This window comes from Mycobacterium sp. (genome assembly GCF_049281135.1).
Taxonomy (GTDB): domain Bacteria; phylum Actinomycetota; class Actinomycetes; order Mycobacteriales; family Mycobacteriaceae; genus Mycobacterium.
Genome location: NZ_JBAPRN010000848.1, coordinates 1 through 12,640, shown reverse-complemented (window position 1 = coordinate 12,640; position 12,640 = coordinate 1). Strand labels below are relative to the sequence as shown.

The following is a 12,640-nucleotide window of genomic DNA, read 5'->3' as shown; positions in this document are numbered from 1 at the left end:
GCCTCAGCGTCAACGGCCCGATCGCCCGGTCGGTGCAAGACGCCGCGCTGTTTCTGGACGTGACGACGACCATGCCGGCTCCAGCCGGCGGATTCGTCGCCGCGGCGGCCAAACATCCCGGCCGGTTACGAATTGCGTTGAGCACCAAAGTTCCACCGCCGCTGATCGCCAAGATCGGCAAGGAGCAGCGGGCCGCGGTCGACGAGGCGGGCGCATTGCTGCGCGATCTCGGGCATGACGTCGTTGTCCGCGACCCGGACTATCCGCCGGCGGCCGTCTACGCGAACTTCCTGCCGCGCTATTTCCGGGGCATCTACGACGACGTGCGGGTGATGCCGCATCAAGAGCGACTGGAGAAGCGAACCCGCAACATGGCACGCATCGGGTCGATGATCTCCGATCAGCGGATGGCGTCCGTGCGCGCCGGAGAGTCGGCGGTGGCCAAGCGGATTCAGTCGATCTTCGACGACGTCGACGTCGTCATCACGCCGGGCAACGCCACCGGGCCGTCCCGCATCGGGGCCTACCAACGCCGCGGCGGCATATCGAGTCTGCTGTTCGTGTCGCAGCGGGTGCCGTTCTTCGAGATCTGGAATCTGACCGGTCAACCCGCAGCGTCGGTGCCGTGGGGGCTCGATCGCGGCGGCGTTCCGCTGTCGATTCAGCTGGTCGGCCGCCCGAGTGACGAGGCGACGCTGCTGTCGCTGAGCGGGCAGATCGAGGCCGCCCGACCGTGGGCGCAGCGGCGACCGCCGGTGTCATGACGGCGCGATAGCCCGCCAGGCCTGAAGTTTCTGACCCGCGGGCATGGCGCGGGCCGGGCTGGTCGACGGCAACAGCTGATACGCGATGGCATCGCCGGCGTCGACCAGTTGTGCGTAGAGCCGTTCCGCGGCGCGGCCATTGAAGCAGACGCGGCTGATCGACGGGTGCGTGGCGAACAGCTTGCCAAAGTCATTGGCCACCAAGCTTTTCATCTCGAACTTGGCATCGGAGCTGCCAGCGCGGCGGCACTTGTGCAGCACATCCCATACCGCTATGCCGGCCGATTGCAATGCGGCCAAACGGGTTTCGTAGGGTGCCGACGCGTCGAAGCCGAACAGGTCAGCGGTGATCGGCCAGAACGCATTTCGTGGGTTGCCGTAATACTGGTGGGTCGCCAAGGACTGGACGCTGGGAAATGAGCCCAGGATCAGCAGGTCGGCGTTGTCGTCGACGACGGGCGCGAAGCCCTCCAGAAGCGGCGTGGTCATCGGATGCACATCATGCCCCGCCGCGTTATACGTTGGCGGAGTGGATGCGCCCGAGGTCGAAAAGCTGCTCGAGGGTCTGGAGGGCAGCGCTCGCGCGGAGCGCGCCGAGCTGATCGCGTGGCTGTTCGAGCAGGGCATCACCGCCGACGAGATCCGGGCGTCGCCGGTGCCGATGCTGGTGGCGTCCCGCCGGCTGATTGGCGACGACGGCGATTACGTCTCCACGCGCGAGATCAGCGACGAATACGGCATTGACCTGGAGTTGCTGCAACGCGTGCAACGCGCCATCGGCTTGGTGCGAGTCGACGACCCCGACGCGGCCGTGCATCTGCGCGCCGACGGGGCCGCCGCCGCCCACGCCAAGGAGTTCCTCGAGCTCGGCATCCGTCCCGACGAGGTAGTGCAGGTCGTTCGGATTCTCGCCGAGGGGCTTTCACACGCCGCCGAAGTGATGCGATACACCGCGCTGTCGACCATCCTGCAACCCGGTGCCAGCGAACTGCACACCGCGCAGGCGTCGCACGCCCTAGTGTCCCGCATCACGCCGTTGCTCGGGCCGATGATCGAAGACATGCTGTTCATGCAGCTGCGGCACATGATGGAGACCGAGGCCGTCAACGCCGGCGAGCGGACGGCGGGCGCGCCGCTCCCCGGGGCGCGGCACATCACCGTCGCGTTCGCCGACCTGGTCGGCTTCACCCAACTGGGTGAGGAGGTACCGCCCGAAGAGCTCGGGCAGCTGGCCAACCGGCTCGCCGATCTCGCTCGTGACGTGGCGGTTCCACCAGTGCGGTTCATCAAGACGATCGGTGACGCGGTGATGTTCGTCTGCACGGAACCGGCGCCCTTGTTGGACGCCGTGCTCAAGCTGGTCGATATCACCGACAGCGACAACGACTTTCCCCGATTGCGGGCGGGCATCGCATCGGGTGCCGCGGTGAGCCGGGCCGGCGACTGGTTCGGCAGCCCGGTGAACACTGCCAGCCGGGTGACCGCAGCTTCCCGGCCAGGAGCGGTGCTGGCCGCCGAGTCGGTGTGGGATGAACTCGGCGACGACGCGGGGTTCAGCTGGTCGTTTGCCGGTGCGCGACGCCTCAAAGGCATCAAAAGCGAAGTGAAGCTGTACCGCGCCCGGCGCGGCGAGAGCTAGTCGCGCCATCGCGGTGTTCGCGGGGAGTGAAACGGCCTTGACGACTGTTGTAACGCTGTAATCATGTAAGCATGAAACAACATCATGCACATGGGCGTCGCCACGGCCGCCCCGGCGGCTGGCAGCAAGCCGGTCAACCCGAAGCCGGCGACGCCGCGGACTGGTTCGCCGGACGCCTGCCTGACGCCTGGTTCGCGGGTGACCCGACTGTCGTCGTCGACCGCGAAGAGATCACCGTCATCGGGAAACTGCCGGGCCCGGAGGAAGGCGAGAGCGACGCGCACGCGGCGGGCCGGGCCTCACGATTTCGCGAGGAGACGCGTTCGGAGCGGATGAACATCGCCGACGAGGCGCAGAACCGCTACGGCCGCAAGGTTTCCTGGGGCGTCGAGGTCGGCGACGAGCAGGTCTTGTTCACCCATATCGCGGTTCCGGTGATGACCCGGTTGAAGCAGCCGGAGCGACAGGTGCTCGACACCCTCGTCGACGCCGGCGTGGCGCGGTCCCGCTCCGATGCGCTGGCCTGGTCGGTCAAGCTGGTCGGTGAGCACACCGACGAGTGGCTGGCCAAGCTGCGCGACGCGATGTCCGCGGTAGACGACCTACGCGCCGAGGGGCCTGAGCTCTAGCACCTCAACAGCCTCAGCAGTCTCACCTGTCGCTCTCCCAGGTGGCCCTCGTTTTTCGTTTTTTAGCCACGGGTGATATCACCACCGACGGTGATATCGCATGCGCGTCGTTTTCGAAAAAAGGGTCATGGTCCGGAGACGGTGCTGGTGTGGCCAGAGTGGCCCGCTACGACTGCGTCATCCGATAGTAGGCACCACGGCGGGCCAGCAGCTCGCCGTGGTTGCCTTGCTCGACGATCTTGCCCGCCTCCATCACCAGGATGAGGTCCGCATCGCGGATCGTCGAAAGGCGATGAGCGATAATGAAACTCGTCCGATCGCGGCGTAGCTGGTGAGTCGCTTTGGCGATCAGCAGCTCGGTGCGGGTGTCTACCGAACTGGTCGCCTCATCGAGGATCAGCAGTTGCGGGCGGGCGAAGAATGCGCGCGCGATCGTGATCAGCTGCTTCTCTCCCGCGCTGATGTTGCTGCCGCCATCGCGGACTTGAGTTTGATACCCGTCGGGCAGCGTGTGCACGAACCGGTCCACATACGCCGCGGTGGCCGCTTCGATCACCTCGTCGTCGGTGGCGTCGGGCCGTCCGTAGGCGATGTTCTGCGCGATCGTCCCGCTGAACAGCCAGGTGTCCTGCAGCACCATCCCGATCCGGGATCGCAGCGAATGCCGGCTGACGTCCGCGATGTCGACGCCGTCGATCAGGATCCGGCCGGCGTCGACCTCGTAGAAGCGCATCAGCAGATTCACCAGCGTCGTCTTGCCCACCCCGGTCGGTCCGACGATCGCCACGGTGCTACCCGGCGGGGCAGTGAAGGACAGGTTGTCGATCACCGGCGTGCCGGGGTGGTAGCCGAAGCTGACCCGGTCGAATTCGACTCGTCCCGTTGGTTTTTCACCATTGACCACGGGCAGTGGCTCAGAGCGGTCCGGTGATTCCTCGGGCTCGTCGAGCAGCTCGAAAACCCGCTCCGCGCTGGCTACCCCGGACTGCAGCGTGTTGTACATCGAGGCCACCTGATTCAACGGCGCGTTGAACTGACGCACGTATTGGATGAACGCCTGGATGTTGCCCACGGTGATCTGTCCGGTGGCCACCTGCACGCCGCCGACCACCGCGACAGCGACGTAGCCGAGGTTGCCGATGAACGCCGTCGCCGGCCCTAACAGCCCGGAGATGAACTGGGCGCCGAAGCTCGCGTGGTACATATCGTCGTTGAGCCGGCGGAACTCGTCTTCGGTACGAGCCCGCTGGCCGAATGTCCTGACCAGGGTGAAACCGCTGTAGCTCTCCTCGATGTGGGCGTTGAGCCGACCGGTGTTGGCCCACTGCGCCACGAACAACCGTTGGGAGCGCCGGGCGATCGCCCGGGTCACCAGCACCGACAACGGCACCGTCAACAGCGTGATCCCGGTCAGTAGCGGCGAGATGCTGACCATCATCAACAACACCGTCGCGACGGTCAGCACCGCGCTGAGCAGTTGGGTGATGGTCATCGACAGCGACGTCTGAAGGTTGTCGATGTCGTTGGTGACCCGGCTGAGCACTTCGCCCCGTCGTCGGGTGTCGAAGTAAGCCAGCGGCAGCCGGTGCATCTTGTCTTCGACCCGCGAGCGCACCGCCTGCAGAGTCCGCCGCACCGTCACGTTGAGCAGCCGGGCCTGCGCGTAAATCATTAGCGCGGCAACCAGATACATGCCAAGGGCCAGCAGAAGCGTGCGGGCGACCGCGCCGAAGTCGACGCCGTGGCCGGGAATCACATGCATCCCGGAGAGCAGATCGGCGAAGGCGTTGTCGCCGTGAGCCCGCGCCGCGGCGACGGCTTGATCCTTGGTGATCCCCGCGGGCAATCGCCGGCCGATGACGCCGTTGAACAACAGATCGGTGGCATGGCCCAGGATGCGCGGGACCACGACACCGATGGCGGTGCCGAGGACGCTCAGCGCGGTCACTGCGACGGCCGTCCCCCGCTGCGGCGCAAGCAGTTTCACAAGGCGAACCAACGAGCCGCCGAAGTCCCGGGGTCGAATTGCTGGCGGAGCGGGCGCCCGCTGCGTCGTGGTCGTCACCGTGGACCGCTTACTTGGGCGTCCAGCGACTGCGATTCGGCGAATTCCCGGTACGTGGGCGACGACGCGAGCAGCGATTCGTGGGTACCCGTACCGAGCACCCGTCCATCTTCGACGACGACCACCTGGTCGGCATCCACGATGGTCGAAATGCGTTGGGCGACGACGATCACGGTCGCGTCCGCGGCAAACTCGGCCAGCCTGGAGCGGACTAGGGCATCGGTGTGCACGTCGAGCGCGGAGAACGCGTCGTCGAAGATGTAGATCGCCGGGCGGCGGATCACCGCCCGCGCGATCGCCAACCGCTGTCGCTGCCCGCCGGAGAAATTGATCCCGCCCTGCGCGACGGGCATCTGCAGGCCGTCGGCGTGTGGGCCTACGAATTCGTCGGCGGCTGCGATGTGCAACGCGTCCCACATCTCGTCTTCGGTTGCGTCAGCCTTGCCGTAGCGCAGGTTTTCGGCGACGGTCCCGGAGAACAGGTAACCGCGCTGGGGCACTAGCCCGATGGTGGACCAGAGCTCGTCGATGTCACGGTCGCGCACGTCGACACCTTCGACGCGCACAGCGCCGCCGGTGACGTCGTACAGCCGGCAAATCAACGCCACCAGTGTTGATTTGCCCGAGCCGGTGCTACCGATGACGGCGGTCGTGGTTCCAGGCAGTGCAGTCAGCGAGACATCTTGCAGCACAGCCCGATCCGCGCCGGGGTAGCGGAACGAAGCGCCGTCGAGGTGAACCATTCCGCGATCGGCCAGAGACGCCCGGACCGGATTCTGCGGACTGCGGACGGCTGGGTCGGTCGACAGCACCTCGGTGATCCGTTCGGCGCACACCGCGGCCCGCGGCAACACCATCACCGTCATCGTCGCCATCAACACGGCCATCAGGATCTGGGCGAAGTACACCAGAAACGCGATCAGCGATCCGACTTGCATGTGACCGCTGTCGATGCGCAAGCCGCCGAACCAGATCAGCGCCACGCTGGAGCAATTGATGGTCAGGGTGGTGACCGGCAGCATCAGCGCCTGCCAGTTGCCCGCGCTTTGCGCGGTGTTGGACAGCGCGACGTTGGCCTCGTCGAATCGCTGACGCTCGAACGGCTCGCGTGCGAACGCCCGCACCACCCGCACGCCGGACAGCTGCTCGCGCATAACCCGGTTGATGTTGTCGATCAGCCTTTGCATTCTGCGAAAGAGCGGCAGTGTGTTGGAGATGATCCAGTAGTTGGCCACGACCAGGACCGGGACGCTGACCAGCAGCAGCCACGACAGGCCGGCGTCCTGATGGATGGCCATCACGATTCCACCGACACACATGATCGGGGCGGCGACCAGCACGGTGGTGCCCATCTGCGCCAGGAATTGGATCTGGCGGACATCGTTGGTGGTGCGGGTGAGCAGCGTCGCTGCCCCGAACCGGGCCGTCTCGTGCTCAGAGAAGGAAGTGACCTGGTGGAACATCGCCGCACGGAGATCGCGGCCCAATCCGAGGCCGGTGCGGGAGCCGTAGTAGACCGCACCGACTGCGCACAGCACCTGCAGAGCGGTGACGGCGAACATCAGCCCCCCGAGTCGGACGATGGTGCCGGTGTCGCCCTTGGCGATACCGTCATCGATGATCGTGGCGTTCACCGTCGGCAGGTACAGCGAGGCCAGGGTGCTGACCAACTGCAGCGTCATCACCGCCGCGACCAGCCATCGATACGGCCGGACGAACCGGCGTAGCAAGGCCAGGAGCATCAGATAACTGTTGCATACCGTCCGTGGCCGGGTCGGAACGATTCGATCAGAAACCACAGCTCACCGCGTGTGCAATGGTTGCCCAAAGGTGGTGCCGCTACAGTGCAACCTGTGATCACCAGAAGGTGCGGGTAGCGGTGCGGCATAACGTGGCAGCGCTGGCCCTGACGGCGGCGGCTCTGGTTCCCATGGCGGCCGCGTGCTCTGATTCCGGCTCCAACAATTCGTCGTCGCCCGGGTCGACCGCGCAGGCGTCTGGGAATGGGAGTCATGGTCCGTCCTTTCCGCAGTGCGGCGGCGTCAGCGACGAGACGGTGAACAAGCTGACGCAGATCAACGGGCTGGTCAACACCGCGAAGAATTCGGTGGGTTGCCAGTGGCTGGCCGGCGGCGGGATTCTCGGTCCGCACTTCTCGTTCTCCTGGTATCGCGGGAGCCCGATCGGCCGCGAACGCAAGACCGAGGAGCTGTCGCGGTCCAGCGTCGAAGACATCAACATCAGCGGTCACGGCGGATTCATCGCGGTCGGCAACGATCCGCAGCTGGGTGATTCGCTGTGCGAGGTCGGGATCCAGTTCAACGACGACTTCTTCGAATGGTCGGTGAACTTCAGCCAGAAGCCGTACCCCGACGCCTGCAACATCGCCAAAGAGCTGGCGCGTCAAACGATTGCGAACGGCAAATGAGCGCCACCCTGCGTCGTCGGGTCCTGGTGAGCGTGGCCGTCTTGGCCACCGCATTGTCCGTATCCACCGGCTGCACCCGGTCGGTCGGCGGTACCGCGGTGAAAGCGGGCGCAGGTGATATGCCCCGCAACAACACGTCCGAGCAGCAGTACCCGAACCTGCAAAAGGAGTGTGAGGTACTGACCACCGACGTGCTGGCCAAGACGGTGGGCGCCGACCCCCAAGACATTCAGAGCACGTTCGTTGGCGCTATCTGCCGTTGGCAGGCGGCCAACCCCGGCGGTCTGATCGACATCACTCGTTTCTGGTTCGAGCAGGGCAGCCTGGACAACGAGCGCAAGGTCGCCGAGTTCCTCAAATATCAAATCGAAAACCGGGCAATCGCCGGCGTGCCATCGATCGTGATGAAGCCGAATGACCCCAACGGCTCGTGCGGTGTCGCCAGTGACGCCGCGGGGGTGGTCGGGTGGTGGGTCAATCCACAGGTACCCGGTATCGATGCCTGCGCGCAGGCCATCAAACTCATGGAGCTCACGCTCTCGACCAATTCGTGATATCGAAACGCTGAACACTCGGTGCGCTGGTAGAACATGCCAGCGCACCGGTTCTCGTATCCGCAATGCGGATAGTTCAGCCAAAGCGATTGGCCGAGATGATTTATTGACACCTGAACCGGTCACGGGCCAATAGTTGAGCCCTATACGATCGACCAATGTCTGAAACACCTTCACATGAGCCATCGTCCGCAGCCGCGGACGTTACCGAATCTGTCGCCGAGCCTGTGGCCACGCCGGCGGCCGCGCCAGCGACCACCACTCACACGTCACACGCTGCAGGTTCGTCGAGGTTCGCGAAGTGGGGCACCCTCGCAGCCTTGGTGCTGGCGATTCTCGCCGTCGCGGGTGCCGCTTATGGATATTTCTTCCCGAACGAGAGCGCGGCCGCCGCGGGCAAGTACAACGACCAGCAGCGCAGCGACGCCAAGAAGCACATTTGTGAAACCTTCAAGATCGTGGACCGCGCGGTGGTCAGGAATTCACACCTGAAGAACCCGGACAATGGCGGGCCGATCGGTGCATTGTCAGTCGCTACCGCTCAGCGATTCGCGTTCTACGACGGCGGGGCCTTCCTGCGCGACCGCGTGGCCGCGGAACCCGCGACCCCGAAAGACCTGGCGGACAACGCGAACGCGCTGGGCACCCAGCTCGAGGAACTCAGCATCGGATATCTGGCCGGTGCGCAGGATTTCGCACAGGACGAACTGCGTCAGAACCTCGACGACAAGATCAAGAAGATCGTCGAAATCTGCAAGTAATCCGTCGTAGCCGCGGTCAGCGCGGCACGTGGAAATCTGCTAGCTGGGCGGACCCGAGTTCGAGGTCCGTCCAGCTGCCGTTCAGCCCCAGCAGCGCTACTGCCGATGTCGGAAATTTCGTCGAGATGCGTTCGGCGGCATCGGCGTTGGTGGTGTCGGGGTTGGCCAATCCCAAGGCCACCTCGGTCATCGTCGGTTCGTGGCCGACCACCAGCAAGACCGCGACGTCGTCGCTGACGCCGTTGATCTCGTCGATCACCGTGCCCACCGTCGCGTCGTAGAGTCGCTCGATGTACCGGACCGGTGCGTCAATGCCGGTGCGCGCCAGAGTTTCACGGGCTCGGGTCGCCGTCGAGCACAGCACTGCGTCGATCGCCGGCAGGGTTGCTCGCAGCCAATCACCGGCCAGGCCGGCTTCTCGCTGACCGCGCATTGCCAGCGGTCGCTCGTGATCGGCCACGCCCTCGGGATAGGCCGACTTTGCGTGTCGTAGCAGCACCAGTGTGCGGTCGTCGTCGCTCACCCGGTTCAGGTTACGGCAGCCCGCTCGACGGGACTTATGTGGCTGATGTGACGTATGCGTCTCACGGCTTCCGATGAATGCCGGACCTGCCGATCGAGGTCCCCGGACTTGTCGGCGGCCGGTTCTAAACTCGCGATGCCCGGTCATCCACCGACCGGTCACGACGTAGAAGGGACGGGACCGCAATGCGATTCGTGCACACTGCCGATTGGCAACTCGGCATGACCCGTCACTTTCTCGCGGGCGAAGCCCAACCGCAGTACTCGGCCGCCCGCCGCGACGCAGTCGCCGGTCTCGGTCCGCTGGCCGCACAGGTAGGTGCCGAGTTCGTCGTGGTGGCCGGTGATGTCTTCGAAGACAACCAGCTGGCGCCGAAGATCATCAGCCAGTCGCTGGAGGCCATGCGCGCCATCGGGATTCCCGTCTATTTACTGCCGGGCAACCACGATCCGCTCGATGCGTCGTCGGTGTACACCAGCGCGCTGTTCACCGCCGAATGCCCGGCCAACGTGCACGTGCTCGACAAGCCCGGCGTCCACGAGATCCGGCCGGGCTTGCAGATCGTCGCGGCGCCCTGGCGGTCGAAACGGCCGACCACAGACCTGGTCGCCGACGTGCTCGACGGCCTGCCGGCTGACGGAGCCACTCGGGTGCTGGTCGCGCACGGCGGCGTCGACGTGCTCGACCCCGACCCCACCAAGCCGTCGCTGATCCGATTGGCCGGCGTGGAGGATGCGCTAAGCCGTGGCGCTGTGCATTACGTGGCGCTCGGCGACAAGCATTCATTGACCGAAGTGGGTAGCACTGGGCGAGTGTGGTACTCCGGCTCACCGGAGGTGACCAACTACGACGACGTGGAGTCCGATCCCGGTCATGTGCTGATTGTCGACGTCGACGAGACGGACCCCCAGCACCCGCTGAGCGTCGAGCCCGCCAAAGTGGGCCGCTGGCGGTTCAGCACGCTGAGCCGTCACGTGGACAACAGCCGCGACGTCGCCGACCTGGATCTGAATCTCGATCTGATGCCAGACAAGGACCGAACGGTGTTGCGGCTGGCCTTGATTGGTTCTTTGACCGTCACCGACCGCGCTGGCTTGGACGCCTGTCTGGACAAGTATTCGCGGCTGTTCGCCTCGCTGCGGGTGTGGGACAGCCACACCGATCTCGCGGTGATACCGGCCGACGGCGAGTTCAGCGACCTTGGCATCGGCGGGTTCGCCGCCGCCGCCGTCGAGGAGCTGGTCGAGGTCGCACGGGTGGGAGACGTTGCCGCGGCAGGCGATGCGCAGGCGGCGCTGGCGTTGTTGTTGCGGTTGACCGACAAAGGGGACCAGGGTCGAGGTGCGGCATGAAGCTGCACCGGCTAGTCCTTGAGAACTACCGCGGCATCGAGCACCGCGAAATCGACTTCCCCGATCACGGAGTGGTCGTGATCTCGGGGGCCAACGAGATCGGCAAGTCGTCGATGGTCGAGGCGCTGGATCTGCTGCTGGAATCCAGGGACCGTTCGACGAAGAAAGAAGTCAAGCAGGTCAAGCCGACCCACGCTGACGTGGGATCGGAAGTCACCGCCGAGATTAGCACGGGTCCTTACCGTTTCGTGTACCACAAGCGCTTCCACAAGAAATGCGAGACTCTGCTGACGGTGTTGGAGCCGCGTCGCGAACAGCACAGCGGCGACGAGGCGCACGACCGTGTGCAGGCCATGTTGGCTGAGACCGTGGACACCGAATTGTGGCGTGCGCAACGGGTATTGCAGTCCGCGTCGACTGACGCGGTGAATCTGTCCGGCTGCGACGCGCTGACCCGGGCACTCGACGTCGCAGCGGGTGATGCGGCTGCGCTGTCGGGAACCGAACCGTTGCTGATCGACCGGATCGACACCGAGTACGCCCGCTACTTCACTCCGACCGGCCGTCCTACCGGGGAGTGGACGACAGCCATCAAAGCGCTCGAGGCCGCCAATGCCGAAGTCGCGCAATGCGCAGCGGCTGTCGCCGAGGTTGACGATCGTGTCCAGCGGCACGCCACGCTGACCGTCGAGCTGGCCGAACTGGCGCAGCGTCAGCAGGCGGCCAACGCGCGGCAGACCGCCGCCCAAGCGGCCGCGGATGCGATAACTCAACTCACCGAACAGGTCTGGGAAGCCGAGCTGATCGCCGCCGCCGCGACCGCGACCAGCGGGGCGTCGAGCGCTTTGCTCACCGAGCGGGCGCGGTTGCGCACCGAAACCGATTCACGCACAGCCGCAGTCGCGGCCCTGGAAGCCGAGGCCTCCGAGGCCGCGCAGGCGCAGGCAATGGCACGCGACGTCGCCACGGAGGCCGATGCCGTCGTCGAGCAGGCCAACCAGCTCCTCGCCTGCGCCCAGCAGCGAGTCGAGACAACTCGACGCGTGGTCGACGAGCTGTCCCGCCGCGACGAGACACAACGACTGGCGGGCAGGCTCGCGAAAATCGATGCCGCGCTTCGCGACCGCGACGGCATCGCACAAGAGCTGTCGACAATCGCTATGACCGACGACCTGCTCCGGCAGATTGAAAAGGCCGCCGCGGCCGTCGAGCGCACCGAGGGCCAACTCGCGTTGGTGTCGGCGACGGTCGAATTCGTCACTGCCACCGACATCGAACTCGTCATCGCCGACCAACGGGTGTCGCTGGCAGCCGGCGAAACCTGGTCGACCCTGGCCAATGTCACTACCGAGGTCGAGATTCCCGGCATCGTGACCGCACGAGTCACGCCGGGCATGTCCGCGCTCGATATTCAAGCGCAATACGCCACGGCGCAACAGGATTTGGCTGCAGCGCTGGCGGCAGCACAGGCTGCCGATCTGGCCGCTGCGCGCAGCACCGATCAGCGGCGCCGCGAACTGCAGAGCGCCCGCGACCAGCTCACCGCGACCCTGGCCGGGTTGTGCGGCGACGATGATGTCGAGGAACTGCGCTCTCGGTTGGCGGAATTGCGCTCCCTGCCGGTGTTTTCCGGCGACATCACCATCGACCCGGGCACTGCCCGCGCCGAACTCGATGAGGCTGAAGCCGGCCGCGTCACAGCGGGCGCCGACTGCGAAACCCACCGACGCGTCGCGGCCTTGGCGATGAGCAAGCTGACCGAGGTCTCCACGCAGGCAACACGTCTGCAGGACAAGCTGGTCACTGAACGCGCCGAGCTTGCGGTGGTCGTTGACCGGCTGACCCAACAGCGGGCCACCGTCGCCGATGACAAGCTGACCGCGACTGCCGAGGCCGATTTGTCAGCGGCAAAGACCGCTGCCAGC

The 12,640-nt window shown here is 65.5% G+C and carries 12 protein-coding genes; 8 read left to right on the top strand and 4 right to left on the bottom strand.

Annotated elements, in window-relative coordinates; all coding sequences use genetic code 11:
• Nucleotides 1–764: amidase family protein (locus tag WAN02_RS33825; protein ID WP_422269714.1), on the top strand; the 764-nt coding region annotated here is incomplete at its 5' end.
• On the opposite strand, the gene WAN02_RS33820 is transcribed toward WAN02_RS33825, so the two are convergent.
• Nucleotides 759–1,253, bottom strand: coding sequence for a DNA-deoxyinosine glycosylase (locus WAN02_RS33820; RefSeq protein ID WP_422269713.1), 495 nt, complete (start codon nt 1,251–1,253; stop codon nt 759–761). The two genes, WAN02_RS33825 and WAN02_RS33820, sit on opposite strands and share 6 nt — an antisense overlap.
• Before the next feature lie 40 nt (nt 1,254–1,293).
• On the opposite strand from WAN02_RS33820, the gene WAN02_RS33815 reads away from it, so the two are divergent.
• Together WAN02_RS33815 and WAN02_RS33810 are read left to right on the top strand one after the other, a co-directional pair.
• On the top strand, nt 1,294–2,403 hold the full coding sequence (locus tag WAN02_RS33815; RefSeq protein WP_422269712.1) for an adenylate/guanylate cyclase domain-containing protein: 1,110 nt from the start codon (nt 1,294–1,296) through the stop codon (nt 2,401–2,403).
• 71 nt (nt 2,404–2,474) lie between these two features.
• Nucleotides 2,475–3,032 (top strand): hypothetical protein, encoded by a 558-nt coding sequence (locus tag WAN02_RS33810; RefSeq protein WP_422269711.1) that lies wholly within the window; start codon nt 2,475–2,477, stop codon nt 3,030–3,032.
• A gap of 166 nt (nt 3,033–3,198) precedes the next feature.
• Here WAN02_RS33810 and WAN02_RS33805 read toward each other — a convergent pair whose 3' ends face one another.
• Together WAN02_RS33805 and WAN02_RS33800 are read right to left on the bottom strand one after the other, a co-directional pair.
• Entirely contained in the window at nt 3,199–5,097 is a 1,899-nt protein-coding gene (locus tag WAN02_RS33805) for an ABC transporter ATP-binding protein (protein WP_422269710.1), read from the bottom strand.
• Nucleotides 5,094–6,839, bottom strand: a complete 1,746-nt coding sequence (locus tag WAN02_RS33800; protein ID WP_422269709.1) for an ABC transporter ATP-binding protein — start codon at nt 6,837–6,839, stop codon at nt 5,094–5,096. Before WAN02_RS33800 ends, WAN02_RS33805 begins: the two co-directional genes overlap by 4 nt.
• A 137-nt stretch (nt 6,840–6,976) precedes the next feature.
• On the opposite strand from WAN02_RS33800, the gene WAN02_RS33795 reads away from it, so the two are divergent.
• From WAN02_RS33795 to WAN02_RS33785, 3 genes are all read left to right on the top strand, one after another.
• On the top strand, nt 6,977–7,525 hold the full coding sequence (locus WAN02_RS33795; protein ID WP_422269708.1) for a DUF3558 domain-containing protein: 549 nt from the start codon (nt 6,977–6,979) through the stop codon (nt 7,523–7,525).
• Nucleotides 7,522–8,079: a DUF3558 domain-containing protein gene (locus WAN02_RS33790; RefSeq protein ID WP_422269707.1), complete on the top strand. Its 558-nt coding sequence runs from the start codon at nt 7,522–7,524 to the stop codon at nt 8,077–8,079. Before WAN02_RS33795 ends, WAN02_RS33790 begins: the two co-directional genes overlap by 4 nt.
• A 158-nt stretch (nt 8,080–8,237) precedes the next feature.
• Nucleotides 8,238–8,840, top strand: coding sequence for a hypothetical protein (locus WAN02_RS33785; protein WP_422269706.1), 603 nt, complete (start codon nt 8,238–8,240; stop codon nt 8,838–8,840).
• Between the two features lie 16 nt (nt 8,841–8,856).
• Here WAN02_RS33785 and WAN02_RS33780 read toward each other — a convergent pair whose 3' ends face one another.
• Nucleotides 8,857–9,363: a SixA phosphatase family protein gene (locus WAN02_RS33780; RefSeq protein WP_422269705.1), complete on the bottom strand. Its 507-nt coding sequence runs from the start codon at nt 9,361–9,363 to the stop codon at nt 8,857–8,859.
• A gap of 185 nt (nt 9,364–9,548) precedes the next feature.
• On the opposite strand from WAN02_RS33780, the gene WAN02_RS33775 reads away from it, so the two are divergent.
• Together WAN02_RS33775 and WAN02_RS33770 are read left to right on the top strand one after the other, a co-directional pair.
• Entirely contained in the window at nt 9,549–10,715 is a 1,167-nt protein-coding gene (locus WAN02_RS33775) for a metallophosphoesterase family protein (protein WP_422269704.1), read from the top strand.
• On the top strand, nt 10,712–12,640 hold a 1,929-nt coding region (locus WAN02_RS33770), incomplete at its 3' end, for an AAA family ATPase (protein WP_422269703.1). The genes WAN02_RS33775 and WAN02_RS33770, both read left to right, overlap by 4 nt.

What these genes read in the sequence shown, in the direction of transcription:
- WAN02_RS33785 (WP_422269706.1), top strand. Translation starts at nt 8,238, where the DNA reads ATGTCTGAAACACCTTCACATGAGCCATCGTCCGCAGCCGCGGACGTT.
- WAN02_RS33800 (WP_422269709.1), bottom strand. Translation starts at nt 6,839, where the DNA reads ATGCTCCTGGCCTTGCTACGCCGGTTCGTCCGGCCGTATCGATGGCTG.
- WAN02_RS33810 (WP_422269711.1), top strand. Translation starts at nt 2,475, where the DNA reads ATGAAACAACATCATGCACATGGGCGTCGCCACGGCCGCCCCGGCGGC.
- WAN02_RS33775 (WP_422269704.1), top strand. Translation starts at nt 9,549, where the DNA reads ATGCGATTCGTGCACACTGCCGATTGGCAACTCGGCATGACCCGTCAC.
- WAN02_RS33790 (WP_422269707.1), top strand. Translation starts at nt 7,522, where the DNA reads ATGAGCGCCACCCTGCGTCGTCGGGTCCTGGTGAGCGTGGCCGTCTTG.
- WAN02_RS33820 (WP_422269713.1), bottom strand. Translation starts at nt 1,253, where the DNA reads ATGACCACGCCGCTTCTGGAGGGCTTCGCGCCCGTCGTCGACGACAAC.